The organism is Nonomuraea sp. NPDC049646 (assembly GCF_044465525.1).
Lineage (GTDB): Bacteria > Actinomycetota > Actinomycetes > Streptosporangiales > Streptosporangiaceae > Nonomuraea.
Genome location: NZ_JBITLU010000008.1, coordinates 112,901 through 138,303 on the forward strand (window position 1 = coordinate 112,901; position 25,403 = coordinate 138,303).

The following is a 25,403-nucleotide window of genomic DNA, read 5'->3' on the forward strand; positions in this document are numbered from 1 at the left end:
ACATGACACGAGCGGCGGTGAGGGGCTGTGGCGCCGGGGCGCGGGCGGTGGCGGGTCGGGCGACACTGTCCGGGGCGCCGCTTGGGGCCGGCTTCGGTGGTTCTGGGTGTGGGCGGGGCCGGAGCAGGCCGGGTGGTCCGGGTGCGTAGGGGCGCTGACCGGCCGCCGGCCTTGACGCGGTCGGTGTCGGCCTGGTGGCGGTCGGTGCCGCTGCCGTGGCGGGCCGGGGCGCCGGTGGGTTCGCGGTGGTTGAGGCGGTTCGAGGCGCGACGGGCCTCCGGGGGTGGGGGTCAGGAGAAGGGCAGGGTGCCGCCTGGGGTGGCGGCCGTGGGAGCCTTCGTCCTGGGGGCGTTGCTGATTCTGGCCGGTGGATACCTGCGCCGTGGCGTGCCGGTGTGGGTGTTGCTGGTGCCGTTGGCGATCACCTGTTCGGCCGTGTTGCTGCGGCAGCGCGCCCCGTTGTGGTCGCTGGCGCTGGGGGTGGCGGCCGTCACGATCGACGCGCTGGTGGGGCCGTCGCTGGCGACCGTGCTGGTGTTCACCGACAATCTTTACGCCGCGGCGCTCTACGGGCCGGTGCGGCTCGCTCGGTGGCTGCTCGGGATCACGACCGTGCTGGCCGTGGTGGGCGGGGCGGTGGCGGCGTTCATCGCGGCGGACTGGCGGTTGCTGGCCGTCATGGGGATCCAGGCGGGGCTGGTGCTGGTCACGCCGGTCACCACGGCCTGGGTGCTGCGGGAGCAGCGCGACCGGGCGGCCGCGGAACGCGCGCGGGCCGAGCAGGTCGCGCATCTGGCCGAGCTCGATCGGCAGGCCGCGATCGCGGCCGAGCGTACGCGGATGGCTCGTGAGCTGCATGACATGATCGCGAACCATTTCAGTGCCATCGCCATCCAGTCGACGGCTGCTCTGTCCCGTAAGGACCTGGATCGGGAGACGGTTCGCAAGGTCATGGAGTCCGTACGGGAGAACAGCGTCAAGGGCATGGCCGAGATGCGGGACATGATCGGGCTGCTGCGGGACGCCAACGGCGGGCGCGAGGGGGACGGGCCGGAGCTTGAGGCCACCCGGCCTCGGCTGGCCGACGCGGAGAGCCTGGTCGAGCGTACGCGGCGGGTTGGGATGGAGGTCGAGCTGCGGGTCGACGGGGAGGTGCGTGAGGTTCCGGCTTCGGTGGATCTGGCCGGATATCGCATCCTTCAGGAAGGGCTGACGAACGCGCTCAAGCATGGTGAGGCGCCGGTCGTCGTCTCGCTGACGTACGAACCTCGGGAGGTTCTTCTGACGGTCGAGAACCGGGTCGGGCGGCGGGGGGCTCGGCTGCCAGGTTCGGGGGCGGGGCTGATCGGCATGCGCGAACGGGCTTCGCTGGTCGGAGGGTTCTTCGAGGCTGGGCGGTCAGGGGAGGGGTGGCGCATCGCGGCGGCCTTTCCGACGTCGCTCAACCCGGGAACACAGTCGCTTGACGCCAGCCTGTCGGACGGTCGCGCGTCAGGTGGCCGGTCTGTGGGTGGGAGCGCCCCGGGTGATGGCGCTTTGGGCGGTCGTGTCTCGGGTGACCGTCCCGGGGAGGGGCGTGGTTCTGGGGAGCGGGCTTCGAGCGGGCGGGGTGCGGGGGTGCCGGTGCCGGTGTCGGTGCCGGAGGCTGGGGTTGTGGATGGGCGGGGGGTGCGGTGGCGGGCGGTTGGAGGGGCGGCGTTGGCGCCGGTGGAGGAGTGCGCTGGTGATGACGGTGAACATCTCGGGGATGGTGGTGGTGAACGTCCCGGGGAGGGGGAGTGGTCCAGGAATGGCGATGGCGGAACGGGCGTGGCATGAGCATCAGGGTGTTGGTGGCTGACGATCATGCGGCCGTACGGGCCGGGATCGTGATGATTCTGGACGGCGCCGACGACGTCGAGGTCGTGGGTGAGGCCGCCGATGGTGAGCAGGCGGTTCGGTTGGCTCGCGATCTGCGCCCTGACGTCGTCCTCATGGACATCCGCATGCCTCGTCTCGACGGCATCTCCGCCACCAGGGAGCTGGCGGGGGTGAGTGACGTCCTGATCCTCACGACGTTCGACGTCGATGAGTACGTCTTCGGTGCTCTCCGGGCGGGGGCGGCCGGTTTCCTGCTCAAGAACACCGAGGCCGACGCCCTGGTGGAGGCCGTGAGGCTGGTGGCGGGTGGTGAGGGGATGATCGCGCCGGGCGTCACCAGACGGTTGATCGCCGCCTTCGCCGACCAGCCGCCCCGCCGTGAGGCGCCCGAGCCGGAGGCCCTGACCCCGCGCGAGCGTGAGGTGCTGGCCTGCATCGGTCGGGGCCTGTCCAACGCCGAGATCGCCAAGGAGCTCGACATGGCGGAGGCCACCACGAAGACGCATGTCAGTCGGCTGCTGAACAAACTGGGGCTGAAGAGCCGTGTGCAGGCGGCGATTTACTACTCAGAGTCGCTTTAGCCCCGTAGGGTGAACGCCGTGACCATGCCGCCGCCCCCTCCAGCCGGGGAGCCGCCCTCCGAGCGGCCTCCGTCGCCCTCCGAGCGGCCTCCGTCCGGGCAGCGTCCGCTCGGGCCGCCCGGCAGCCAGCCTGCGTCCGGGCAGCCTGCGTCCGGGCAGCCTGCGTCCGGGCAGCCTTCGCCTGGACAGCCGCCTTCTGGGCAGCCCTCCGCCGGGCAGCCCTCGTCTGGGCAACCGTCGTCTGGGCAGCCCTCGTCCGGGGTTCCGGGACAGCCGCCGTCTGGGCAGCGTCCCTCTGGGGCGTCTGGGCAGCCGTCGTTCGGGCAGCCTGTGTCCGGGCCAGTTGGGCAGCCGCCTCATGGGCAGCCTTCGTTCGGGGGGCCTGGGCAGTTTTCGGCTGGGCAGCGTCCGCCTGGGCCTCCTCCTCCCGGGCAGCCGCCGTTCGGGCCGCCGACCGGGCCTCCGGTGGGGCCGTCGCAGCCGAGGCGGCAGGCTGGGCTGACCGTGGCGTTGGCGTTCGCCGGGAGTTTCGCTTACCTGGTGATCAACCTGGTGGTGGGGCTGCTCGCGTTGAGCTTGGAGTCCTTGGCGGCGATCGGTGTCGCGGCGGGGTTCCTCTTGCTCCTGGGGCTCGGGGTGGGCATCGTGCTGGTCGTCCTGCGCAAGCCGTGGTCGTTCGGGCTGGGGCTCGGGTTGATGATCGGGTGGTCGTTGGCGTCGATCGTCTCGGCCGGATATTGCACGGGGCTGAACCCCAGCCTGTACGCATAGGTGACGGCATTGATCGTTCAGCACGTAGCGTCCCCAGCCGGCCAGAGGTAGCGGGATGACGACACCACCGCCACAGGGTTCGCCGCGGCCGCACCAGAACTGGCCACCGCCACTGTCGCCGTCACAGCTGGGATCGATGTCGCCACCGTCGTCACAGCCGGAGCCGCTGCCACTGCCCGTGTCACAGCCGGGATCGTTGCCTATGCAGTGGTCTCAGATGGGGGCGTTGCCGTTGCCCGTGTCGCAGGCGGGATCGTTGCCTCTGCCGTCATCTCAGCTGGGGACGTTGTCACTGCCCCCGTGGCAGCCGGGATCGATGCCGCCGCCATCGCAACGACCGTCGCCGTCAAGGCATCCACAGTCACCACCATCCAGCAGCAGTCGCGGCTCCACGAGCCTTCTCGGCGCGATGCTGGTCGTGGGCGTGGTCACCTACACCGCCGTCAACAGCACGTACAAGGGAAGCATGCTCGTCGCCGCGGAATTGCTGGCCCTCGCCGGCCTGGGGGCCGGTCTGGTCCGTAAGTCGGGGTTGCGGGGGCCAGGGCCAACGCGCGCGATCGGCTGGACACCGTGGTCGATGCTGACGGCCGGAAGCCGTACCGCCCTCAACCCCAGCCGGTACGGCTGAGCCATGCCCTACCACGAGATATTCGTCGGCTTGGGCGTCCTGGTGGCCTCGGTGGTCTTCGTCCGTGAGGCCAGGGCCAGGGGCGCGCTCAACGAGCAGTCACTGGTCGCCGTCACCGGAGCCCTGGTCGGAGGCGCGATCGGCATGCGGCTGGCGGGCTGGCTGGACACGCTCGACCTCGCCGACCTCTGGCTCTACGGCTCCCGCAGCATACTCGGCGGCCTGACCGGCGCATACGTCGGCGTGCTGGTCGCCAAGAAGGTCATCGGCTACAAGGAGCGTACCGGTGACCTGTTCGCCCCGGCGGTGGCGCTCGGCATGGCGATCGGCCGCATCGGCTGTCACCTGACCGAGGCCCCCGGCAGGCCCACGGACCTGCCCTGGGGGGTGCACGCGCCGCCGTCCACCCCGGAATGTCCGGGATGTCTGACGGGTCAGGCCATGCATCCGTCGTTCGTGTACGAGGTCATCTTTCAGCTCGCCGCGTTCGTCGCGCTGCGGTGGGCGGGCAAGCGGCTGACCGAGCCCGGGGAACTGTTCACGCTCTACCTCGCCGGATACGCGGTCTTCCGGTTCCTGGTCGAGTTCACCAGGGCGAACGAGACGTTGTGGCTCGACCTCACCGGGCCGCAATGGTTCCTGGTCCCCGGCCTGACGTTGCTCGCGCTCAGGCTCGCGTACGGCTGGCGTCGAGGCCACTACGATGCCCTTTTCGGACGGAAGGTCACGACATGAGTGCAGGGATGGGGCTACGGGGAGACCGCATCCTCCGGTACGTCAACGCGTTCTGCCCGAAGTGCCACGGTCAGGACTTGGACCAGGTCGAACGGCTGAGCGGCCGGCTGGCCGAACGCGACGGCAGGGTGTGGCTGGAACGCGGCTGCCGGGAACACGGCCTGATCCGCACGCTGTACGACGAGGACCCGGAGATCCTCTCCTACCTGGAGGAGTGGACCGCTCCCACCAAGCAGCACATCCCCGACGTGTCCGGAAACTTCGCCCCGATCCCCGGCGCGTACCTCAACGGCCTGCCCGAGATGCAGACCCAGCACACCTGCATCCTGCTGGAGGACATCGCCGAGGCGTGCAACCTGCGCTGCCCCACCTGCTTCGCCGACAGCTCGCCCGACCTGACCGGCGTCGTCCCGGTGGCCGACGTGCTGGCGAACGTCGACCAGCGTCTGGCCAGGGAGAACGGCAAGCTCGACGTCCTGATGCTGAGCGGCGGCGAGCCCACGCTCCACCCCGAGCTGAAGACCCTCCTCGCCGAGCTGGTGAGCCGGCCGGTCACCCGCATCCTGATCAACACCAACGGCGTGCTCGTCGCCAGGGACGACGCCCTGCTCGACCTGCTCACCGAGCACCGCGACCGGGTGGAGGTCTACCTCCAGTACGACGGCTCGTCGGCCGAGGCGTCCAGGCACCACCGCGGCGGCGACCTGCGCCGGATCAAGGCGGAGGCCGTACGGCGGCTGTCGGAGCGGGAGATCTTCACGACCCTGGTCATGACCGCGGCCCTGGGCGTCAACGACGGCGAGATCGGCGACGTCGTGCGCCTCGCGCTCGACACGCCGTTCGTCGGCGGCGTGTCGCTGCAACCGCAGTTCGGCTCGGGCCGATCGGGCGTCATCGACCCGTCCGACCGGCTCACCCACACCGGCGTGCTCAAGCGGCTCGGCCCGCAGACCGGCGGCCTGGTGACCTGGCGCGACCTGACCGCCCTGCCCTGCTCGCACCCCCACTGCTGCTCGGTCGGCTACCTGATCCGCGACGACGCCCAGCAGTGGCGCTCGCTGGTCGCCCTGATCGGCCACGACCGCCTCAAGGAGAACCTGGGCCTGGTCTCCAACCGCATCGCCGACACCGAACTGCCGCGCGAGCTGCGGATGGCCGTCCAGGAGTCGCTGCTCGGGCTGCTGTCGGAGCAGTCGTCGCTGTCCCACCCGCAGATCGGCGACCTGTGGCGGGACATCTGCGAGAACTGCGACCTCGGCGTCGCCACGCTGCTCACCCTCGCCTCCTCGGCGCTGCCGGGCCGGCGGAAGAAGCTGCGCAGAATGCTGGGCGAGCGGGTGGTGCGGATCACGATCAAGCCGTTCATGGACATCTCGACCATGATCGAGGAGCGGCTCACGCAGTGCTGCGTGCACGTCGGCACGCGTGCCGAGCAGGACCAGTGCGCGCCGTTCTGCGCCGTGCAGGCCTGGCCGCAGCTGTCGCGGCAGCGGCTGTCCGCGGTGGCCGCCGAGCCGGGGCTGGTGATCCTCTGAAAGGCCAGCCGTACGATCCGCTCCGGTTGTGCGTGTACGCCACCGTGGCGCTGCTGGCCTGGCTGCTCGGGCCTTGGGCGGTGCTCGGCTTCGCGGCGCTGGGGTTCGCGGGCTACTGGAAGGCGCGGCGGGCCGGGTTGACCCGGAGCAAATGCCTGCTCAGGGACACCCGGCTCGTACTGGCCTATCTCGGGCTGATCGGGATCGCCGCGGTGGTGGGAATCGTCGTGTCGCTGCGGTGATCAGCTCGCGGGGACGTACAGGATGAGCGACTCGGCGATGCAGGCGGGCCGGCGCTCGCCCTCGATCTCGATCGTCACCTTCAGGTTGGCCAGGTAACCGGCCGGGGTGCCCTTGACGTCGGTGAGCTCGCCCACGGCCCTGACCCGCCCGCCCACGGGCACCGGCCGCGGGAAGCGGACCTTGTTCAGCCCGTAGTTGACGCCCATCGCGATGCCCTCGACGCGCACCATCTCGAACATGAACGTCGGCAGCAGCGACAGGGTCAGGAAGCCGTGGGCGATCGTGCCGCCGAAGGGCCCCTCCTTGGCGCGCTCCACGTCCACGTGGATCCACTGGTGGTCGTCGGTGGCATCGGCGAAGAGGCCGACCTGCTCCTGGGTGACGGTGCGCCACTCGGTCGGGCCGAACGTCTCGCCCACGGCCGCCTTGAGTTCCTGTACGTTCGCGAAGGTCCGCATGGCCACGAACGCTATTGCGCGGGCGGGACGGCTGCCAAGTTGAGCACCCGGTACCCGTCGCGCAGGCTTTCGCACCAATACACGATCGCGGCCGGTTCGGCGGACCATTCGTTCCCCCACCAGATGCCCGGCCGGTCCGACGCGGCCAGTGTGCCGGTCCGGACGTCGTACACCGCGCGGCCGGTCACCACGAAGCGGTCGAGGGCCGGGTAGTCGCCGAGCTTGGGGACGAGGCCGAGCCCCCGGGGTTCGGCCGCGCCGCCGCCGTCCGGGCGCTGCAGGTACGTGCGCCCGCCCCGCACGCCCTGGCACCAGGACGGGCCGCAGCGCAGCCTCAGGACGTCCAGGGGCGCGACGACGTCCTTGGTGGAGGGGCGGCCGATCGCCAGGTTCACGAGCCTGGTCTGGTTCCGGTCCTCGCCGTCGGCGACGTCGCTCGCCCACGGCCATGCGACGAGGTGCAGGCCGTCGCTGCCCGGGAAGCGCGTCGGGGCGCCGCCCGCGATCGGCATCCACCACACGCCGCCGGTCCGTTCGGACCAGATGATGCGGTCACCGTCCAGGGCGATCCGCTCGATCCGCAGGTGCTCTCCCGTCATCGCGGCGACCAGCCGGGGCGGGCCGCCGGCGAGCGGGACCGTCCAGATCTCGCGCACCTGCGTGCCGTCCTTCCGTACGGCGTTCACGTGCCAGGCGAGGTTCGGCCCGTCCAGCGCCGGCGGCTGGGGGCGGTAGGTCCGCATGCCGGGCGGCACCGAGATGCCGGTGATCTCGCGGAACGTCCGGGTGGTGGTGTCGTAGACCTCGATCGCGCGGATCGTCGCCATCCCAGGCCCGGCGACGACCAGGATCCGGGTGGCGTCGAGCGCGGTGACCGGGAAGCGGAACAGGCCGTCTGCGCGCATGCCGGGCATCGTGACGACGGCCTGCGGCCACGCCCGCTCCAGGGGCACGGCCACCGCCCGCGGGAGGGGCCGCGCCGCCGGGGACGGCGCGGCCGCCTGCCGTCCGTTCGCGGCCATGACCGTGCCGGCCGCGAGCACGGCCGCCACCGCCGTCGCGACGGCCAATCCTCGGGTACGCCGCCTCCGCCTGCGCCGTCGCCGCCCCGCCGAGGATGTCGGCGATCTCCTGGTCCGACAGGTCCTCGTAGTACCGCAGCACCAGGACCACCCGCTGCCTGCGCGGCAGCGTCGCCAGCTCCCGCCACAGCTCGCCGGAGGAGTGGCTGTCGGTGTACGCCCCCTCGGGCACCTCGCCCGTGAGCTGCTCCCTGCGCCGCCGGCGCCACCAGCTCACGTGCTGCCGGGTCATGATCGCGCGTACGCAGGACTCCGGGTCGTCCTTGTTGCGCACCTTGCGCCAGGTGTCGCCGAGCTTGAGCAGCGCCTCCTGGACGAGGTCGGCGGCGTCGTCGGGGTTGCCGGTGAGCACGTATCCGTACCGGAGCAGGGCGGCGCCACGCGCTTGCACGAACTCCTCGAACTCCACAACACCCAGACGCACGGGCGTCCCGGACTGTTGCAAAGATCTTTTACTCGAAACCATCGCATGCATGTTCGAGTCCGCGCTACAGTTCTGGGTATCGAAATCGAACAAGGGTTCGGCCTGGTGAGAGGGGGTGTGTCCGATGACGATGCTCGCCACGGCCCCTGCTCGGACACGCCGTAGCACTTTCTTCCCAAATCTAAGACGGCCGCTATATCCGGCAATAAAGTCCGAGAGCGTGGACCCTGTGCGCAATCCCTACGCCCCCGGCGCCGGGCAGCGTCCGCCGGAGCTGGCCGGGCGCGACCGTGAGCTGCAGCAGTTCGAAGTGGTGCTGGAGCGGGTCGCCCGAGGCCGCCCCGAGCGCAGCATGGTCGTCACCGGCCTGCGCGGCGTCGGCAAGACCGTCCTGCTCAACACGTTCAAGTCCATGGCCATGCAGCGGCTGTGGGGCACGGGCAAGATCGAGGCCCGGCCCGACCAGTCGATCCGGCGTCCCGTGGCGGCCGCCCTGCACATGGCCATCCGCGAGCTGGCTCCGCGCCACCGCGCGCCCGAGCGCATCGAGGAGTTCCTCGGCGTGCTGAAGGCGTTCGCGATGCGCGACCCGTCCGCGGCCAAGGGCACCTCCCACTGGTCGCCCGGCATCGAGGTGCCCGCCAGCCGCGGGCGCGCCGACTCGGGCGACCTGGAGATCGACCTCACCGAGCTGTTCGTCGACGCCGCCGGCGTGGCGACCGACCTCGGCGTGGGCATCGCGCTGTTCATCGACGAGATGCAGGACGTGCAGCCCGCCGACGTCTCCGCGCTCTGCGCCGCCTGCCACGAGCTGTCCCAGTCGGGCGGGCCGCTGATCGTGGTGGGCGCGGGGCTGCCGCACCTGCCGAGCGTGCTGTCGGCCAGCAAGAGCTATTCCGAACGGCTCTTCCGCTACGCGCGCATCGACAAGCTCGACCGTGAGGCGGCCGACCTGGCGCTGATCCTGCCCGCGCGGGAGGAGAAGGTCGAGTTCACCCAAGAGGCCCTCGACGCGCTCTACGAGGCCGCCGACGGCTATCCCTACTTCGTCCAGGCGTACGGCAAGGTCGCCTGGGACCTCGCGCTGCGCAGCCCGATCACGCTCGACGACGTCAAGGTCTCCGCGCCCGAGGCCGAGGAGGAGCTCGCCGTGGGCTTCTTCGGCAGCCGCTACGAGCGGGCCACCCCCGCCGAGCGCGACTACATGCACGCCATGGCCCAGATCGGCGACGAGCCGGTCGCCACCGCCGACGTGGCCGACGCCCTCGGGCGGAAGCCGTCCAGTCTCTCGCCCGCCCGCGACAGTCTGATCAAGAAAGGGCTCATCTACAGCGCCGAACGCGGTCTGATCGCGTTCACGGTGCCGCACTTCGGTAGGTTCCTGCGGTCTCAACCCATTTGAGCGCCGCCCCTAGACCTCTATTGGGCTGTCTAGTGGGGAAGCTAGACAGCCCAATAGAGCTGTATCGCCATGCCCGGATAGAGAAATCTAGGGCTCTCTAGCGTCACGCCGATACTGACGTATATTCCGGCAGAGAGTCGCTGTCGTCGCTGCTCACGACCGCCACGCGCACCGCCGGACGCCGTCCGCTCAGGTAGACCGCGAAGACCACGTCGTCGCGGTCGTGGCCGGTGAAGACGAAGAAGCGCCAGCACAGCTCGCGCCAGCTGTCGTACGGTTCGGGCGAGGCCAGCGCCTCCCGGTACGTCCGCCACGCGCCGCTCGACCTGAGCCTGGAGAGCATCACCTGCTCGGCGGGGCCGGGGCGCTGCTCGCAGGGGGCGCGGTACCGTACGCGATCGATCAGCTCCTCGATCTCAGGGGAGAGCAGCGCGATCACCGCCACCCCCGCGGCCGTAAACCAGGTCGGATGGGTCATCGCCGCCCAGCCCGACGCCGGGGAGGCGACCGACAACGCCGACATCCCGGTCAGCGCGACGGTCCGGCCGATCGAGCGCATGCCGACCGGCGCCGAGCTGACCTCGCCGAAGCAGCCGCAGCCCGCGTCCGGACGACGCCTGCGCAGCTCGATCAGCACGTACGTGGACAGAGCGAAGAAGCAGACCGTCCCCCACCTGAAGATCGGCGCGGTGGTGACCAGCAGCCCTACGGCGAGCACCAACTCGCCCGCCGCGCAGACCAGCAGCGAGGGCGCCTGCAGCCGGCCGGGCATGAGCACGGCCGGGCCTAGCCTGGACACGGCGCCCGGCTCCCCGCCCCCGCGGACCGTGATCACCTTCGCGCCGGTGCCCATGACCAGCAGCACGATCAGGAACGGCAGCTGCGATTCCAGCACGCCCGTCTCCAGCACGCCCGTCACCCCAATCCGATCTGAGCGTTGAAGCACCCCTTGATCAACTCGCCGCCCAGCTCGACGAACGAGGCCGGCGACAGCTCGGCCACGCGGCCGCGCGGCGAGGTCTCGCACTCGACGCAGCGGTCGCAGAACCGCCCGGCCAGGCAGCCGCAGGCGACCACCGGCAGGTTGGCCGCGCGGTCGGCGCACGTGTTCCTGATCTGCAGCAGCGAGCCGATGGCCAGGTAGGGCAGGCCGGCGCAGGACAGCCCGGCGTCGGGGCAGCCGGTGTCCACGCGCTCCAGCATCGGGTACGCCGCGCCGCGCTCCTCCTCGTCGAACGCGTCGGACCAGGTGGCGGTGCCGGAGATGCGCGCCTGCGCCCCGGCGTAGACCGGCGGCGGGGCCGGGACGCTGCCCGACCGGTGGGCGGGCTGCGAGGTCGCCGGCAGCAGCGCCAGGGCGGAGCCGTCGCGCCTGATCCCGATCGCGTCGAACAGGTAGCCCGGCTCGAACTTCGGATGCCGCACCTGCAGCCGTCCGGTGGCCGGGTAGGGGATGACGATCGTGCGGGGGCCGCGGTGGGGGCCGCAGTCGAGCTCGACCGTCAGCTCCCTGCGCCCCTCGATCGAGACGATCGTGCCGGTGAGGCGGGTGGTGTCGGCCCAGATCCGCTCGACCACGCGGCCTTCGCGCAACGTGCGCATGAGCACCATGGAGCCCACCGGGAGGTCGGCGGGCGCGATCTCCGCGCCGTGCCAGGCCGTGGCCCAGGGGGCGATCACCAGCCGCTCCTCGGCGCCTTCGGGGGTCTCGATGGCGATGAGATGCGGGCTCACGTCAAGGATCTCGCCGGTGACGGCGCATAAAGGCGCGCCGCCGGCCGGGTCGGGGCCGGCGATGCCCGGGGCGCGGCCCAGCGCGGCGGCCGCGAGCAGTCTGCGGCGCTCGACGTTCGGATAGCCCATCCGCCCTCCCTCGTCAGGTACTAGGTTCACATGACTCGGGAGCGGCTCGTGCCGCGGCGAACAGATGGGAGCAAAATACGCATCCCTGGGGAAGGTAGCTGACACCCGCCTTCGAACAATCTGCCACCGACCTTGACTGACCTTTGTCTTCGTCGGGCCGAAACCTGAATTGTGGCTCAGTCGCAAAAGGGCATCAGGCTGCGATTCTGGCCACGATGCAGACCACCGGGTGGGAAGAGGAGTTCCGCGAGTACGTCATGGCCCGCGGTCCCGCGCTGCTGCGCGCCGCCCGTCAGCTCACCGGGCATCCGCTGGACGCGGAGGACCTGTTGCAGAGCGCCCTGGCCAAGACGTACCTGGCGTGGGACAAGATCGAGGACCGGGGGGCGCTGGACGGGTACGTCCGCCGGGCGATGGTCAACATCAACATCTCGCAGTGGCGGCGGCGCAAGCTGGAGGAGTACCCGTCGGACGAGCTGCCCGAGGTGGCCACGGCCGACCCGCCGGCCTGCGGGGAGGTGCACGAGCTGCTGGAACAGGCGCTGGAGGGGCTGCCCGAGCGCATGCGGGCCGCGATCGTGCTGCGGTACTACGAGGACATGACCGAGCCGGAGATCGCCAGGACGCTCGGGATCAGCGTCGGCACGGTCAAGAGCACGGTGTCACGGGCGATGGGCAAGCTCAGGAGCGCCCTGGGGATCTCCGCGGAGGCGGGCGGCCCGGGGATGCCGGAGACGTCCTCGTAGGATCGCTCCAAGGATCAGTTGAGCGAGGGGGTGGTCTCCTCGGCGCCGGCGGTCGCGCAGGGGCGTACGACGTCTCTGATCTTGCGGAGCGTCCGCAGGAACGCGGCGAGCTCGTCCGGGCTCAGGAGGCCGGTGAAGGTGTCCTCGATGTCCTGAAGGTGTTGGGGCAGGACGCTCGCCAGCCGGTCGCGCCCCTCGTCCGTGAGCGCGGCGTAGGAGGCCCTGCGGTCGGTGGCGCACGCCTGCCTGGTGACCAGGCCCTCGCGTTCGAGCCGGTCGACGACCCGGGTCACGCCGCTGGTGGACAGGCCCGTCTGGGCGGCCAGGTCGGTCATCCGCAGCGCCTGCCGCGGTGATCGCGCCAGGCGGATGACGGTCTCGAAGTCGATGCCCGACAGCCCCGCCGTGCTGAAGACGGGCTGCATCCGGGCCGTCAGACCTGCGTGAACCTCGGCGAGCAGGCCCATCGCCGTCAGCCTGGGGTCATCGATGTGCTTCACGTCCATACCTTAACCGACGTTAGTTGACTTGCGGAATATTCCTCGTGTAGACATTTGTTGCCGCAGACATCCGCACAGCAACGTTCCCAAGGAGAACCCGATGAGCACCCGCACCTGGGAGTCCCTGACCATCCCCGCCGCCGGCACGTACAACCTCGACGTGGCCCACACCCGCATCGGGTTCGTGGTCAAGCACATGATGGTGAGCAAGGTCCGCGGCCGCTTCGGCGACTTCAGCGGCACCGTGACGATCGCGGAGAACCCGCTGGAGTCCACGGCCGAGCTGACGATCAAGACCGCCAGCATCGACACCGGCGTCGGCGACCGCGACGGCCACCTGCGCAGCGACGACTTCCTCGCCGTGGACAAGTTCCCCGAGATCACCTTCCGCAGCACCCGCGTGGTCGGCCACTCCGGCGACGAGTTCACCGTCGTCGGCGACCTGACCATCCGCGACGTCACCAAGGAGGTCGAGCTCACGGTCGAGTACGGCGGCGCCGGCACCAACCCCTGGGGCAACTCGGTCTGGGGCTTCTCCATCAACACCGAGTTCGACCGCGAGGAGTTCGGCCTGACCTGGAACCAGACCCTGGAGGCCGGCGGTGTGCTCGTGGGCAAGAAGGTCAAGATCGAGATCGAGGGCGAGGCCAACCCCGCCTGACCTGGGTTATCCACACCCCGGAAGCCCGCCCTGACATGGGGCGGGCTTCATCCACAGGTGGTTACCCACAGGCTGTTGATAACTCTTGGTGAAGGCACGACGCGCAACCGCTTTGCCGCCTCGGCAGAAGGCCGGTACGCTGTGCTGAGCCGCGATGGCTTCCAGGAGGATTCGCCTAGTCAGGTCTATGGCGCCGCACTGCTAATGCGGTTTGGTGGCAACACCATCCGGGGTTCAAATCCCCGATCCTCCGCCAGGTAGAAGGCCCTTCCCCGATCTTCGGGGGAGGGCCTTTTTCGATCTCTGGGGGCCCTGTGGGTTGCAGTTGGCCCGTCAGCCCCAGAGGGCCGAGCCCATGCGGTCGCTCGCGTCCTTGGGAGGTGGCGACGGGTGTACCGCTCAGTGGTGGTCACCCGCGTGTGGCCGAGGATTTCTTGGGCGACGCCGATGTGGACGCCCTGCTCTGTCAACAACGTCGCAGCGGTGTGGCGGGCATCGTGAGCGCGAGCGACGCAGCCGGCCGCCACGGGGCCGCGTTAGCCTACACGGGAGCCTGGGAGCGCCACGGGATCATCATGAGCACGCAGAATCACCGGTTCCTGGGGACGTATGCGAGAGCGTCGCCGAGCGCACCTTCGACCTTCCGGGCGGCGCGACTCGCACAGTCAAGGCGGGCACCCCTCTGGTGTGGACCGCACAGATGACCGCCAAGGTCGTCGACAAGCCCGGCGCCCAGAAGCCGCCACGTCGCAGAACGATGCGGCTCGACTCCTCAAGCCGGAGCGGAGCGGATCGCGGCAATCGCGCAGCACGTCAAAGATCCGACCGACGAGCCGCTCCGGCATGCCTCTGAAGCCACCAACTGATCCAAGTACGGCCGCCGACGCGCCTACCGCAATGGCGCCGACGGCATCATCTCGGGTTGCAGCTCCGCACCGTGCCACCTTGTTTCGGGGCGTTCGTTCCACCGCATCGGTCGGTGTTGAACGCGCCTCCGAGCTGCTGATGCGGTTCGGTGGCAACACCATCCGGGGGGGGCAAATCCCCGGTCCCCGCAGGCGAAAGGCCCTCTTCCCGACTCCGGGGGAGGGCCTTGCGGTCTTTCGGATGGTGTTGCAGCGGCTGCGCGTCCCCCGCGTTGTGCATCCGAGGCTCTTTGCTCAACGATGTCCTCAAGTGCATCGGCGACTTCTGCGTCTGTCGGTGTGGCGTTTTGTGGGCGGCGTCCTCGGTCCGTCGGCGTAGGGGTCAGAACTGGACGTTGGTCATCGTGTACCAGGTCGGGGCGAACGTGAGCAAAACCATGGCGACCAGGACGGCGAGTGCGGTCAGTACGCGGGAAGTGGTGAGGGGCGCGGGGGAGAGGGGGCGTTGCTTCCAGCGTCCGGCCGTGAGGAAGGCGGCGACACCGCCCAGGACGATGTTGGCGGGGACCAGTTCGTACTCGCCGCGCAGGATGTGGAAACCGGCCGCGAGGATCATGGTCAGCGTCAGGCCGGCGGCGGCGAGCGGCGTCAGCATCGGCTTGAACCGGGTCATCGCCGGCAGGATCAGGCCGACGCCGCCGAGCACCTCGACGATCCCGATGAAGACGATCAGGGACTGCGGCACCGCCGCGTACCAGGCCACCGCCCGGGGCGCCGTCGCGAACAGGGCGTCGTCGTACAGCAGCACCTTGCCGAAGCCGCTGCCGGCGAAGAAGAAGCCCCACAGCGCCTGGAGTGACCAGAGTGCGCCGTTGAGGGTGAACCGCATACTGCGCGTCCGGGGCTGCTGCTCGATGTCCGTGATGCTGACGTGGTGGCTCATGTCCTGTCACTGCCTTTTCTGATCGGATTCGCGGGGGATCTCGCCGGTGCTTCGGGCCTTCGTCAGTACGTGGTGATCGGTACGTGCTGACGGGGCCTATAGGAGCACGGGAGCGAGGTCGTGCGCATCGTCCGTGGGACAGGGTGGGACACGTGGTAGGCGTTCTGCCTGCGGAAACGTGAATTGGGTCGTGACCGCGGGATGGGACGGTGCCCGCGCGGCCGGGCAGCGCGGCGTCGCGGAGCGAGCTTGTGGATGCACCGCTCGGCGGGCGCCGCAGGGTGGGGAAGGTGTTCCTGCGGCGCCGACCCGCGGCCCGGCTGCTCCCGGGCGTCAGCCCTGGAGGACCGACAGGACGTTTCCCGCCGGGTCGGTGAACCAGGCGATCAGCGGGCCGCCGCCGCGGAAGATGCCCTTCTCGTCGGTCTGCAGTTGGTCGTAGCGCTGGAAGCGCACGCCGCGGGCCGTCAGGGCGTCGACGGCCTGCTCGATGTCCTCGACCGGGAAGTTGAGGATGGTGAAGGTCGCGGGGACGTGGTCGGGTTTGGGGTAGACCAGGATGTCGGTGCCGCCGGCGATGTGCAGGGTGAGCAGGCCGTTCGACTCCGACACCTCCAACCCCAGGGTGTCGCCGTAGAACGCCTTCGCGGCGGCCAGATCGTCGACGGAGAATCCGCTGAACGCCTTCGTCTTGCCGAACATCGTCACATCGCCTTCCGGTGGTCCTCGCTGAGCTGGATGATCTGGACATAGTTGCCGTCGGGGTCGATCGCCGTGGCGAACAGGCTGCCCTCGCGGTCTTCGAGCTCGGCCAGCCAGGACACGCCCGCCTCCTCCATCCGGGCGACGATCGCGCGCGCGTCGGGGACGTCGAAGTTGAGTATCACCCGTCCGGGCTCGGGATTCTTGTCCGCAACGTCGGCCCGGGTGTCGATGATCAGGTGGAAGTCGCCGAACGTCAGCACGCCGTAATGGGTGACGTCGGTGTCGGACTCGGGGTCGAGCACGGCGGCGTACCAGGCGCGTAGCCGGGCCGGGTCGGTGCTGGCCAGGAGCAGGCTGTTCAGGTTGGGGCGCGTCATCGTTGCCTCCCGATGGTCGGTGCGGCGGAGGGGATCCGCTGTCGGGAGGGCAGACTCGGCCGGGCCGGAGAACTCATCGGTGGCGCGCGAACGGATTTCCAGAGGGGGGCGGGCGTCCTGGAGGAGGGGGTCAGGCGGTGCGGAGGGTCAGGCCGTACGCGCTCAGGATCTCGTTGACCGGCTGGTAGTACGTCGTGCCGCCCGTGCTGCAGTTGCCGGAGCCGCCCGAGGTGACGCCCTGGGCCTGGCCGCCCGAGATGAACGGTCCGCCGGAGTCGCCGGGTTCGGCGCACACGTTGGTGCGGGTGAGGCCGTACACGGTGCCCTGGGCGTAGGTGACGGTGGCGTTGTGCTGCCGGACGGTGCCGCAGTGCCAGCCGGTGGTCGGGCCCGCGCGGCAGACGGACGCGCCCACCGTCGCCTGGACCGAGCCGCGTACGGTCACCAGCGTCCCGCCGGGACCGCGGACGTACGGCTGCGCGGTGTACCCGGGGGTGGCGACCCACGCGTAGTCGTTGCCCGGGAAGGACGAGCCCTGGACGGTCCCGGCCGGCGACTTGACCAGGTCGCCGGTGTGCCCGCAGTGTCCCGCCGTGACGAAGCCCGGAATGCTGCCCTTGGTGACCGAGAAGCCGATCGTGCAGCGCATCGAGCCGATGTAGAAGGGGTCGCCGCCGATGATGTCGGCGTACGTGCGGGGCAGCTCGGCGGCCGGCGCCACCACGACGGCCGCACTTCCCGCCGCCGCCACCAGGGCCGCAGCCGGGGAGGGCGCCTGGAGGACGACCCGGTTCGCGCGGACGTCGGCGTACCAGAGGGCGGGACCCGTCCGGATGCGGCGGGCGGCCCGGTCCAGGCGGCGGACGACGGCGTCCAGCTCCGCCAGCGAGTGCCGCACGACGACAGGGCGCGCCCCCCGGGCCGAGATCGCGGCGGTCCGAGCGGGGTCGGTGGTGGCGACGACGAGGGCGGAGGCGTCCTCGGTCAGCCACGACCCGCCGTAGGAGTCGCCCAGGGAGGTGGCCAGTTCGGCCTCCAGGGCGGCGGCACGCCGCTCGTCCGCCAGCCGGGCGACCACTGCGGGTTCCGAGAGGCCGAGGTCGCGCGAGAGCGCCTCGATCACGGGGTCGGACGCCGCGTGGGCGGGGGTGGCCAGGCAGGCGGCCACGAGGGTGACGCCTGCCACTGCACAGCGAAACATGCCGCCGCTCCTCGATGGGGGGTTCTGTCACGGTAACGGCTGACAGACAAATGAGGAGATACCAAGTATTTCCTATTAAGGCGATATGCCCGTCTTTCCGGCCACCGGCCACAAATGGAGATTTTTCGACCTAAAGTTGTAACTAGTGGTATGTCGGTATCGTATTGGGCCTGGAGGTGTTCCCTATGGGTAATGGTGTTCGTCATTTCGCCGGGGCCGCGGCGGGGGTCGCCGCGATCCCGTTGATCGCGGCCGGTCTCCTGTACGGACCCCGCGCGACCACGTCCGTCCCCGACTGGACGGCGACGGCGGCGCTGGCCGGGACCGCGGTCCTCATCGGAATCCTGGCCGGTTCCCGGATTTCTCCGGTCGCCTCGCTGCTGCCCGGCCTGGCTTTCACGGCCCTGGCCGGGGCGACGGTCGCGCGGGCCGCCGCGGGAGGCGACCGGAGAATGGGATTCGACCTGGTTCCCGCCGATTATCTGGACGCGTACGCGGCGTTGCTGAATACCTGGTCATTGGTGGTCGGCGGCATTCTGCTCACCGCTTCGGTGTTCCCGTCCCGCTGGCGGGCGCGCCGGGGCGGGGGGCCGGCTCCGGAGAAGGAGGGGGAGGAGCCGCCGCCGCTGCCCAAGCGCGTCCCGTTCGCGTCGAAGCGGATCACATCGGCGCGACCCGCTCCCGGGCCAGCCACAGGGCGATGACCACGTAGGGCAGGACCAGGAGGGCGAACGTCGTGCCGTGGGACAGGAACGGCGATCCCGCGCCGTAGGCCGTGTAGACGGCCAGGGTGACCACGTTCGTCCCGAGCCCGGCCATCGACGTCACGGTGGCCCGCTGACCGCCCGAGACCCGTTCCTGCAGCCGCGTGTCGGCCACCACGCCGGCCATCTGGAACGCCCCGAAGGACCCGGCGACCAGCAGGAACCCGGCCGGATGCGGAACCAGCGCGCCCGCCGCCATGGCCAGCGCGGCCAGCGCCAGGACCAGCGCGAACGACCGCTCGCTCAGGCGGCGGGCAGGCCCCGCCAGCAGGCCGCCCGCCGCCGCCCCGACCCAGACGGCCAGCACGAGCAGCGGAACGGCCGTCCTGGGCGCGCCGGTCTCGGCGGCCAGGAAGGGCACGTACTCCTCCAGAGCGCCCCAGATCGCCGTCACGACGGAGATCAGCACGATCGCTTCGAGCACGTTCCGATCCGTACGGGCCTCCGCCACACCGGCCCGCAGAACCGCGAGATACCGCCCACCCGAATCACCGGACGACTCGTCGGACGACTCGTCGGACGACTCGGTGGACGACTCGGTGGACGACCCGATGACACCGGGACGCCGCTCGGGCAGCGTCAGAGCGGTGGCGGCGCACAACAGGCAGGCCGCCACGCTGGCCACCCCCACCGCCGGATAGCCGCCGACCGCGAAGACGGGCGTGGCGAGGGCGATCGCCGACGCGGCGGCGGCGATGCCGATCGAGTGGGCCCGGCCCATGATGGCGGCGTACCGGCTCTGGAGGCCCCGGCGTTCGAGCTCCTCGTACGCGAGCGCCTCGAAGGCGCCCGAGACGAGCGCGCCCTCGGCCCCCCACAACACGAAGCCCAGCGCGAAGGCCCAGTAGGACGGGAACAGCACCCACAACGCGAAGCCGGCGCCGGCCAGCAGCGGGCCCAGGAACAACAGCAGACGGCGGGACACCGCGTCGGCCCAGGCGCCGGAGGGGACCTCCAGCACCATGCCGGTCACGGACCAGATGACGAACAGCGAGGACGTCTCGGCCACCGAGAGCCCGGAATCGGTGAACAGCAGCGTGTACACCGGGTAGAGCAGGACGAACTCGCCGAGGAACGTGTAGACGTAAAGCTTGGGGACGAACATGCGGCCCTCTCGGAAGGGGCGGACAGGGACTCCGTCTGGTGCTCGGCACCTCGGAGGCCCGCGCGCGCTCCTGCCGCGTCGGCCGCTGGTGGTTCATCAATGTCGCCAGTGCATGCCCGGAGTCTAACCCCGGCCCGCCTGCCCGCGCTCGCCCGTACGCGCTAGGCGGATCTGGCCGGCTCCTCGGGCCGCGGGATCCACTTGTGCGCCCAGGTGACCAGCTCGTCGAGCACCGGGCGCAGCTCCTGGCCCATCTCCGTCAGGTGGTATTCGACCCGTACCGGCGACGTGGCCAGCACGCGCCGCTCGACGAGCCCGGCCGTCTCCAGCTCGCGCAGCCGGCGGGCCAGCATCGTGTCGTTGATGCCCGGGATGGCCGCCTTGAGGTCGGCGTAACGATGGGCGCCCTTGAAGATCATGTGGATCACGGCTCCCGACCACCGGGCGCCGATCAGTTCGAGGGCGACGTGGAACCGGACGCAGACGGAATGGGGGCTCACGGGGATGATCCTAACATTTGCTAAGAAATGTTTAGTTACTCAATAATGTTGAGGTATCAACTACCTGAGGAGGAACCCCATGGACAAGCCGGTCCTGCAGATCATCGTCGCCAGCACCCGCCCCGGCCGCGCCGGGCGCGAGGTCGCCGAGTGGTTCAGGAGCCGGGCCGTCGCCGCCGGCCACTTCGACGTCGAGCTGGTCGACCTCGCCGAGGTGGGCCTGCCGTTCCTCGACGAGCCGAACCACCCCAAGCTCAAGCAGTACGTGAACGCCCACACCAAGGAGTGGAGCGCCACCGTCGACCGGGGCGACGCCTTCGTGTTCGTGACCCCCGAGTACAACCACAGCTTCACGGCCGTGCTGAAGAACGCCCTGGACTACCTGCACCACGAGTGGCAGCACAAGGCGGCGGGCTTCGTCAGCTACGGCGGGATCTCCGGCGGCACCCGGGCGGTGAACGGCCTGCGCCAGGTCGTCAGCACGCTGAAGATGATCCCCGTGGTCGAGGCCGTCAACATCCCCTTCTACCAGCAGTTCATCGCCGAGGACGGCACCGTGGCGGCCAACGACATCATGATCGCCGCCGCCGACGCCATGCTCGCCGAGCTGGCCAAGCTCACCGGCGCGCTGCGTCCCATGCGGCTGGCCTCCGCCTGAGCTACGCTGCCGGTCGTGGCGCTGGCAGTGGATGTGGTGGTCCGTTACCGCAAGGCCGTGACGTACGGCGTGCACGCGGTGCTCGCCGCCCTGGAGACCTCGGGCGTGGAGCACCGGCAGCTACTGGGCGCCACCCCGGAGGAGACGGCGGCCCACGTCGCGGCGAGCCGGGCCGACCGGGTGCTCGTGCTCTGGTCGTTCTACTCGCCCGACGCCGAGGCCATGGCCGCCGAGCTGGCCGCCGTCAGGTCGCTCAGCGACGGCCGGGGGCTGCACATCGCCGGCGGCGTGCACGCCACCGCCGAGCCGCAGCAGGTCCTCGACGCCGGCTGGGACCTGGCCGCGATCGGCGAGGGCGAGTCCACGATCATCGCCCTGGTCGAGGCGCTGCGGCGGGACGAGCCGCTGACGACCGTCCCGGGCCTCGCGGTCAAGGACGGCGACGGCGTCGCGCTCAGGACGCGCCCGGCCCCGCAGCTCCCGCTCGACGCGTTCCCGTCGTTCCTGGGGCGCAAGGGGCCGATCGAGATCACCCGGGGATGCCGGTACACGTGCCGGTTCTGCCAGACGCCGTTCATGTTCGGCGGCCAGTTCCGCCACCGGTCGGTGGCCGGCGTGCGCGAGCACGTCAAGGGCATGGTCGAGCAGGGCCTGCGGGACGTGCGGTTCATCACGCCGACCTCGCTCTCCTACGGCTCGCCGGGGCCCGACCCCGACCTCGGCGCGGTGGAGGAGCTGCTGGCGGGGGTCAAGGAGGAGCTGCCGCCGCACGGCCGGGTGTTCTTCGGCAGCTTCCCCTCGGAGGTGCGGCCCGAGCACGTCACGCCCGAGGCCATGCGGCTGCTCAAGCGGTACGTCGCCAACGACAACCTGATCATCGGCGCCCAGTCGGGGTCCGACCGGGTGCTGGCCGCCTCGGGCCGCGGGCACGGCACCTCGCCGGTGCGCGACGCCGTCCGGATCGCCGTCGAGCACGGCTTCAGACCGAACGTCGACTTCATCTTCGGCATGCCGGGGGAGTCGGAGGAGGACCAGCGCCAGTCGCTCGCGCTGGCCGGCGACCTGGCCGAGCTGGGCGCCCGCATCCACACGCACACGTTCATGCCGCTGCCCGGCACGCCCTGGCGGGACGCCGAGCCCGCGTTCATCCCGCTCACGACCATGCGGGAGCTCGACCGGCTGGCCCAGCGCGGCGACGCGTACGGCCACTGGCGCCGGCAGGCCGAGCACTCGGCCCGGCTGGCGGAGACGGCCAAGGCCTATCCGCGCCGCACCCGCCGCCGCAGGACGGACTGACGGCCACGAGACGCTGCGCGCCAGAGCCACGAGACGCTGCTGCGGCCAGAGTCACGAGACGCTGCTGCGCGCCGGAACGGGCCGGTCAGTCGTCGTCGCTGAGTCGTTCGAGCGCGCGGTTGATGGAGTCGCCGAGCGGCCGCAGAACCTCGGAGAGCGCCTCGGCCAGCGGTCTGAGGATCTCCGTCGCCTCGTCCAGCAGGTCGGGCGACTTGTGCTCGGGAGGCGCCCAGCGCATGGCGTCCGCGCTCAGCGTCTCCCATTCGTCCACGACGCCGTCGATGGCGTCGAGGACGTGATCCGGATCGTTTGGCATGACCCTCTCCGGAACAAATCGGTCGGATACCTGCCACGGTACCTTCAGGCCGGGATCGACACCCCTACCCCGCCCCGCGTCCGGGCCCCGTACCGCTCCTTGTCGGCGGCCAGGTCGAGCGGGCGGATGGCGGACCGGGCGGCCAGGGTCTCGTCCGTGATCAGCGAGGCGGGCACGAGCCAGGAGACCTCGAACTCCAGCCCGTCGGGGTCCTTGGCGTACAGCGCCTTGGTCGTCCCGTGGTCGGAGGCGCCGACGAGGGAGCCGAGCTCGCTCAGGGTGACCGCGATGCGCTCCAGCTCGTCGAGCGTGTCGACCTCCCACGCCAGATGGTAGAGCCCGACGGCGGTGCGCCCGGCGGGCGAGGGGCCGGCGCCCGCGCCGATCTCGAACAGCCCGAGGTCGTGGTCGTTGCTGGAGCCCGGGGCCTGGAGGAACGCGGCGCCGCGCATGCCCATGACCACCTCGAATCCGAGCGCCTCCCGGTAGAAGGCCACGCTGCGCTCCACGTCACGGACGTAGAGGACCGCGTGATTGAGCCTGTGGACCGGCATGGTCGTCCCCTTTCACCTGTTTCTCCCGGTCAGAGTATATGAGAGTTCAACTAAAATGAGAGGGTGACGCGATGGCTGGATCCGGACGAGCAGCAGACCTGGCGTGACTTCCTGGCCGCCGGTCAGCTCATCAACGAGGCGCTGGACCGGCAGCTCCAGCGCGAGGCGGGCATGCCGCACACGTACTACATGATCCTGGTGGCGCTGTCGGAGGCGCCGGGCCGGTCGATGCGCATGAGCGAGCTGGCCGCCAGGGCCCAGAGCTCCCAGAGCCGCCTGTCGCACGCCGTCGCCCGCCTGGAGGAGCGCGGCTGGGTGCGCCGTGAGCGCTGCCCGGCCGACGGCAGGGGCAGCCTCGCCGTCCTGACGGACGAGGGCTTCGCCACGCTGGCCGCCGCCGCCCCCGGCCACGTCGAGGAGGTGCGCAGGAGCCTGTTCGACGTCCTCACCCCCGAGCAGGTCCGCGAGCTCGGCGCGATCTGCTCGGCCGTGCGGGACACGCTGGAACGGTAGAACGCCGGGCCGTGCGGGACACGCTGGAGCGGTAGCGAGCGAACTGTCGTGCCCAGGCCGTAGCCTCTCCCGGTAGCCGAACGAGGGGATTGCCGATGCACGACACCGAAGAGGCACTGTTCCGGACGGTCCACGGCATCGCCGGGCTGATGGCGGGCCAGCCCGTGCCCGTCGTGATGGAGGCGTTGCTGCGCCACCTGCCCAAGGCTCCAGGTCTCGAGGTGACGGAGATCCGCAAGATCGCGGAGGAGATCAGCGTCGGCCGCGACCCCTCCGGGTTGTGATTCACCCCAATTGCCCCTGAACGTCGCTCCCGAGCGGGGATACCATCTCAACCATCTCGCGCGGGAGCACGCATTAGGAGTTCGGGTGACGCTGGTCGCTGGGGTTGATTCCTCCACGCAGAGCTGCAAGGTCGTCATTCGCGAGGCCGAGACGGGCGCGCTGGTCAGGCAGGGCCGCGCCGCCCATCCGGCCGGCACCGAGACCCACCCCTCCCACTGGTGGACCGCGCTGCTGCGGGCCGTCGAGGAGGCCGGCGGGCTCGCCGACGTCGCCGCCGTCAGCGTGGCCGGGCAGCAGCACGGCATGGTCTGCCTCGACGAGGCGGGCGAGGTCGTGCGCGACGCCCTGCTCTGGAACGACACCCGTTCCGCCCGAGCCGCCGCCGACCTGGTGGCGGAGCTGGGCGGGCCGGGGGCCTGGGCCGACGCGGTCGGCTCGGTGCCCGTGGCCGCGTTCACCGTGGCCAAGCTGCGGTGGCTGGCCGAGCACGAGCCGGACAACGCCCGCCGCACGGCGGCGGTCTGCCTGCCGCACGACTGGCTGACCTGGCGACTGGCGGGCGCGCTCGCCCTGGGCGGCGGCTCCGGGGCGGGGTCCGATCTCGCGGCCTGGCACGACGCGCCCTCGCCGTCGCTCGACCTGCTCACCACCGACCGGGGCGACGCCTCGGGCACCGGCTACTGGTCCCCGGCGACCGGCGCCTACCGCACCGACCTGCTCAAGGCCGCCTTCGGCGCCGTCCCGCTGCTGCCCCGGGTGCTGGGGCCCGCCGACCGCGCGGGCGACCCCGCGTCGGCCGGGCCGCTGCTCGCGCCGGGCACCGGCGACAACATGGCGGCAGCCCTCGGCGTCGGGGCCGGCCCGGGTGACGTGGTGGTCTCGCTCGGCACGTCCGGGACGGTGTTCGCGGTCGCGGAGACGCCCAGCGCCGACCCCACCGGCGCGGTCGCCGGGTTCGCCGACGCCACCGGGCGTTTCCTGCCGCTGGTGTGCACGCTGAACGCCGCCCGGGTCCTCGACGCCGCCGCCGGGCTGGCCGGGGTGGGCCTCGACGAGTTGAGCGACCTCGCGCTCCGGGCTCCGGCGGGGGCCGGCGGGCTGACGCTGGTGCCGTACCTGGAGGGCGAGCGCACCCCCAACCGGCCCACCGCGACCGGCTCGGTCCTCGGGCTCACGCTGGCCACCTCGACCCCGGCCCACCTGGCCCGCGCGGCCGTCGAGGGCATGCTGTGCGGTCTGGCCGACGCCCTCGACGCGCTCGGCCCCCGTCCGGAGCGGGTGCTGCTGATCGGCGGCGCGGCCCGCTCGGAGGCCGTACGCCGCGTCGCGCCGACCGTCTTCGGCGTGCCGATCGCGGTGCCGCCGCCCGGCGAGTACGTCGCCGACGGCGCCGCCCGCCAGGCCGCCACCCTCCTCACGACCCCCGACTGGCGGACCGAGGACACCGAGACCTACGACGCCCCGGCCGTCCCGGAGATCCGCGCCCGCTACGCCAGGGCCACGGCCCACGTGCTCGACTGAGGGCTCTGGTATCGGGTGAAAAAGCCTCGCAGTTGACAATTCCTTAGAAGTCCGGATGCGTGTCGGACGTACTGATCGCGGCCGTGCGGAGCGATGCTGCGATCAGTGTGACATCCGCGACCACGGGTGTCTGTCCTGCGAGAGGGAAACCGGCGATGAGACGCGCACCGCATCCGGTCACAGCGGCGCCCCCCTCCGGCCGGTCCTCCGTCGGCGGGACTCAGGGGTGGACTCAGGGACGGCTCGGGGCTGCCACCGGATGTGCCGGCACGCCTGGGAGCGCGAGAGTTGGGCACATGACCGCAGT

The 25,403-nt window shown here is 70.9% G+C and carries 29 protein-coding genes, 1 tRNA gene and 2 pseudogenes; 17 read left to right on the plus strand and 15 right to left on the minus strand.

Annotated features, from left to right (window positions below):
* The first annotated feature begins 327 nt into the window (after positions 1-327).
* From ACIBQ8_RS24480 to ACIBQ8_RS24510, 7 genes are all read left to right on the plus strand, one after another.
* Complete coding sequence (locus ACIBQ8_RS24480) at positions 328-1,818, plus strand: histidine kinase (RefSeq protein ID WP_397193050.1); 1,491 nt, start codon at positions 328-330, stop codon at positions 1,816-1,818.
* The gene (locus tag ACIBQ8_RS24485) at positions 1,815-2,441 is read left to right on the plus strand and encodes a response regulator (RefSeq protein WP_397172623.1); all 627 of its coding nucleotides are present in this window, start codon (positions 1,815-1,817) and stop codon (positions 2,439-2,441) included. Before ACIBQ8_RS24480 ends, ACIBQ8_RS24485 begins: the two co-directional genes overlap by 4 nt.
* Before the next feature lie 540 nt (positions 2,442-2,981).
* Positions 2,982-3,212, plus strand: coding sequence for a hypothetical protein (locus tag ACIBQ8_RS24490; RefSeq protein ID WP_397193051.1), 231 nt, complete (start codon positions 2,982-2,984; stop codon positions 3,210-3,212).
* A 409-nt stretch (positions 3,213-3,621) separates the two neighbouring features.
* On the plus strand, positions 3,622-3,843 hold the full coding sequence (locus ACIBQ8_RS24495; RefSeq protein WP_397193052.1) for a hypothetical protein: 222 nt from the start codon (positions 3,622-3,624) through the stop codon (positions 3,841-3,843).
* A gap of 3 nt (positions 3,844-3,846) precedes the next feature.
* Positions 3,847-4,578, plus strand: a complete 732-nt coding sequence (locus ACIBQ8_RS24500; protein ID WP_397193053.1) for a prolipoprotein diacylglyceryl transferase — start codon at positions 3,847-3,849, stop codon at positions 4,576-4,578.
* 77 nt (positions 4,579-4,655) lie between these two features.
* Positions 4,656-6,113, plus strand: coding sequence for a radical SAM protein (locus ACIBQ8_RS24505; RefSeq protein ID WP_397193054.1), 1,458 nt, complete (start codon positions 4,656-4,658; stop codon positions 6,111-6,113).
* A gap of 32 nt (positions 6,114-6,145) precedes the next feature.
* Positions 6,146-6,355: a hypothetical protein gene (locus ACIBQ8_RS24510; protein ID WP_397172632.1), complete on the plus strand. Its 210-nt coding sequence runs from the start codon at positions 6,146-6,148 to the stop codon at positions 6,353-6,355.
* On the opposite strand, the gene ACIBQ8_RS24515 is transcribed toward ACIBQ8_RS24510, so the two are convergent.
* The 3 genes and pseudogenes from ACIBQ8_RS24515 to ACIBQ8_RS24525 all read right to left on the minus strand — a co-directional run.
* A complete protein-coding gene (locus ACIBQ8_RS24515; protein WP_397172633.1) occupies positions 6,356-6,814 on the minus strand; it encodes a MaoC family dehydratase in 459 nt (152 codons plus the stop codon). It abuts the gene before it with no gap.
* 11 nt (positions 6,815-6,825) lie between these two features.
* Positions 6,826-7,884, minus strand: a complete 1,059-nt coding sequence (locus tag ACIBQ8_RS24520; protein ID WP_397193224.1) for a TolB family protein — start codon at positions 7,882-7,884, stop codon at positions 6,826-6,828.
* A 52-nt stretch (positions 7,885-7,936) separates the two neighbouring features.
* Positions 7,937-8,371: pseudogene (locus tag ACIBQ8_RS24525) on the minus strand (SigE family RNA polymerase sigma factor); the annotation flags it as partial.
* Positions 8,372-8,540: 169 nt separating this feature from the next.
* Between ACIBQ8_RS24525 and ACIBQ8_RS24530 the strand changes: the two are divergent.
* Positions 8,541-9,722: an AAA family ATPase gene (locus ACIBQ8_RS24530; protein ID WP_397172635.1), complete on the plus strand. Its 1,182-nt coding sequence runs from the start codon at positions 8,541-8,543 to the stop codon at positions 9,720-9,722.
* A 103-nt stretch (positions 9,723-9,825) separates the two neighbouring features.
* Here the strand turns inward: ACIBQ8_RS24530 and ACIBQ8_RS24535 are convergent, their stop codons facing one another.
* Positions 9,826-10,632, minus strand: coding sequence for a MauE/DoxX family redox-associated membrane protein (locus ACIBQ8_RS24535; RefSeq protein WP_397193055.1), 807 nt, complete (start codon positions 10,630-10,632; stop codon positions 9,826-9,828).
* 5 nt (positions 10,633-10,637) lie between these two features.
* Complete coding sequence (locus tag ACIBQ8_RS24540; protein ID WP_397172637.1) at positions 10,638-11,585, minus strand: hypothetical protein; 948 nt, start codon at positions 11,583-11,585, stop codon at positions 10,638-10,640.
* Positions 11,586-11,800: 215 nt separating this feature from the next.
* Here ACIBQ8_RS24540 and ACIBQ8_RS24545 point away from each other — a divergent pair, with 215 nt between their 5' ends.
* Positions 11,801-12,331 carry a SigE family RNA polymerase sigma factor gene (locus ACIBQ8_RS24545; RefSeq protein ID WP_397172639.1) on the plus strand — a complete coding sequence of 177 codons (531 nt, stop codon included), beginning with the start codon at positions 11,801-11,803 and terminating at the stop codon, positions 12,329-12,331.
* Positions 12,332-12,345: 14 nt separating this feature from the next.
* Here the strand turns inward: ACIBQ8_RS24545 and ACIBQ8_RS24550 are convergent, their stop codons facing one another.
* Positions 12,346-12,837, minus strand: a complete 492-nt coding sequence (locus ACIBQ8_RS24550; RefSeq protein WP_397172641.1) for a MarR family winged helix-turn-helix transcriptional regulator — start codon at positions 12,835-12,837, stop codon at positions 12,346-12,348.
* A gap of 94 nt (positions 12,838-12,931) precedes the next feature.
* Here ACIBQ8_RS24550 and ACIBQ8_RS24555 point away from each other — a divergent pair, with 94 nt between their 5' ends.
* Positions 12,932-13,492, plus strand: a complete 561-nt coding sequence (locus ACIBQ8_RS24555; protein ID WP_352318104.1) for a YceI family protein — start codon at positions 12,932-12,934, stop codon at positions 13,490-13,492.
* A gap of 164 nt (positions 13,493-13,656) precedes the next feature.
* Positions 13,657-13,748, plus strand: a tRNA-Ser gene (locus ACIBQ8_RS24560).
* Between the two features lie 142 nt (positions 13,749-13,890).
* Here the strand turns inward: ACIBQ8_RS24560 and ACIBQ8_RS24565 are convergent.
* The 5 genes and pseudogenes from ACIBQ8_RS24565 to ACIBQ8_RS24585 form a co-directional block, all read right to left on the minus strand.
* A pseudogene (locus tag ACIBQ8_RS24565) lies at positions 13,891-14,019 on the minus strand (tyrosine-type recombinase/integrase); the annotation flags it as partial.
* Between the two features lie 721 nt (positions 14,020-14,740).
* Positions 14,741-15,301 carry a DoxX family protein gene (locus ACIBQ8_RS24570; protein WP_397172642.1) on the minus strand — a complete coding sequence of 187 codons (561 nt, stop codon included), beginning with the start codon at positions 15,299-15,301 and terminating at the stop codon, positions 14,741-14,743.
* 333 nt (positions 15,302-15,634) lie between these two features.
* Positions 15,635-16,003, minus strand: a complete 369-nt coding sequence (locus ACIBQ8_RS24575) for a VOC family protein (protein WP_397172644.1) — start codon at positions 16,001-16,003, stop codon at positions 15,635-15,637.
* A gap of 2 nt (positions 16,004-16,005) precedes the next feature.
* On the minus strand, positions 16,006-16,383 hold the full coding sequence (locus tag ACIBQ8_RS24580) for a VOC family protein (RefSeq protein WP_358290716.1): 378 nt from the start codon (positions 16,381-16,383) through the stop codon (positions 16,006-16,008).
* Between the two features lie 130 nt (positions 16,384-16,513).
* Positions 16,514-17,584 (minus strand): S1 family peptidase, encoded by a 1,071-nt coding sequence (locus ACIBQ8_RS24585; RefSeq protein WP_397193056.1) that lies wholly within the window; start codon positions 17,582-17,584, stop codon positions 16,514-16,516.
* 164 nt (positions 17,585-17,748) lie between these two features.
* On the opposite strand from ACIBQ8_RS24585, the gene ACIBQ8_RS24590 reads away from it, so the two are divergent.
* On the plus strand, positions 17,749-18,288 hold the full coding sequence (locus tag ACIBQ8_RS24590; protein ID WP_397172647.1) for a hypothetical protein: 540 nt from the start codon (positions 17,749-17,751) through the stop codon (positions 18,286-18,288).
* On the opposite strand, the gene ACIBQ8_RS24595 is transcribed toward ACIBQ8_RS24590, so the two are convergent.
* On the minus strand, positions 18,245-19,453 hold the full coding sequence (locus ACIBQ8_RS24595) for an MFS transporter (protein WP_397193057.1): 1,209 nt from the start codon (positions 19,451-19,453) through the stop codon (positions 18,245-18,247). The genes ACIBQ8_RS24590 and ACIBQ8_RS24595 overlap by 44 nt on opposite strands.
* A gap of 161 nt (positions 19,454-19,614) precedes the next feature.
* On the minus strand, positions 19,615-19,953 hold the full coding sequence (locus tag ACIBQ8_RS24600) for a winged helix-turn-helix transcriptional regulator (protein ID WP_397193058.1): 339 nt from the start codon (positions 19,951-19,953) through the stop codon (positions 19,615-19,617).
* Positions 19,954-20,032: 79 nt separating this feature from the next.
* Here ACIBQ8_RS24600 and ACIBQ8_RS24605 point away from each other — a divergent pair, with 79 nt between their 5' ends.
* Both ACIBQ8_RS24605 and ACIBQ8_RS24610 read left to right on the plus strand, forming a co-directional pair.
* Entirely contained in the window at positions 20,033-20,611 is a 579-nt protein-coding gene (locus ACIBQ8_RS24605) for an NADPH-dependent FMN reductase (RefSeq protein ID WP_397172651.1), read from the plus strand.
* 15 nt (positions 20,612-20,626) lie between these two features.
* Entirely contained in the window at positions 20,627-21,907 is a 1,281-nt protein-coding gene (locus ACIBQ8_RS24610; protein WP_397172652.1) for a TIGR04013 family B12-binding domain/radical SAM domain-containing protein, read from the plus strand.
* Between the two features lie 85 nt (positions 21,908-21,992).
* Here ACIBQ8_RS24610 and ACIBQ8_RS24615 read toward each other — a convergent pair whose 3' ends face one another.
* Positions 21,993-22,223 (minus strand): hypothetical protein, encoded by a 231-nt coding sequence (locus tag ACIBQ8_RS24615; RefSeq protein WP_397172653.1) that lies wholly within the window; start codon positions 22,221-22,223, stop codon positions 21,993-21,995.
* Between the two features lie 44 nt (positions 22,224-22,267).
* Positions 22,268-22,777 carry a VOC family protein gene (locus tag ACIBQ8_RS24620; RefSeq protein ID WP_397172654.1) on the minus strand — a complete coding sequence of 170 codons (510 nt, stop codon included), beginning with the start codon at positions 22,775-22,777 and terminating at the stop codon, positions 22,268-22,270.
* A 63-nt stretch (positions 22,778-22,840) separates the two neighbouring features.
* Here ACIBQ8_RS24620 and ACIBQ8_RS24625 point away from each other — a divergent pair, with 63 nt between their 5' ends.
* From ACIBQ8_RS24625 to ACIBQ8_RS24635, 3 genes are all read left to right on the plus strand, one after another.
* Positions 22,841-23,290, plus strand: a complete 450-nt coding sequence (locus tag ACIBQ8_RS24625) for a MarR family winged helix-turn-helix transcriptional regulator (protein ID WP_397172655.1) — start codon at positions 22,841-22,843, stop codon at positions 23,288-23,290.
* 95 nt (positions 23,291-23,385) lie between these two features.
* The gene (locus ACIBQ8_RS24630; protein ID WP_352318071.1) at positions 23,386-23,574 is read left to right on the plus strand and encodes a hypothetical protein; all 189 of its coding nucleotides are present in this window, start codon (positions 23,386-23,388) and stop codon (positions 23,572-23,574) included.
* Between the two features lie 85 nt (positions 23,575-23,659).
* Entirely contained in the window at positions 23,660-25,096 is a 1,437-nt protein-coding gene (locus ACIBQ8_RS24635; RefSeq protein ID WP_397193059.1) for a xylulokinase, read from the plus strand.
* Positions 25,097-25,403: the final 307 nt, after the last annotated feature.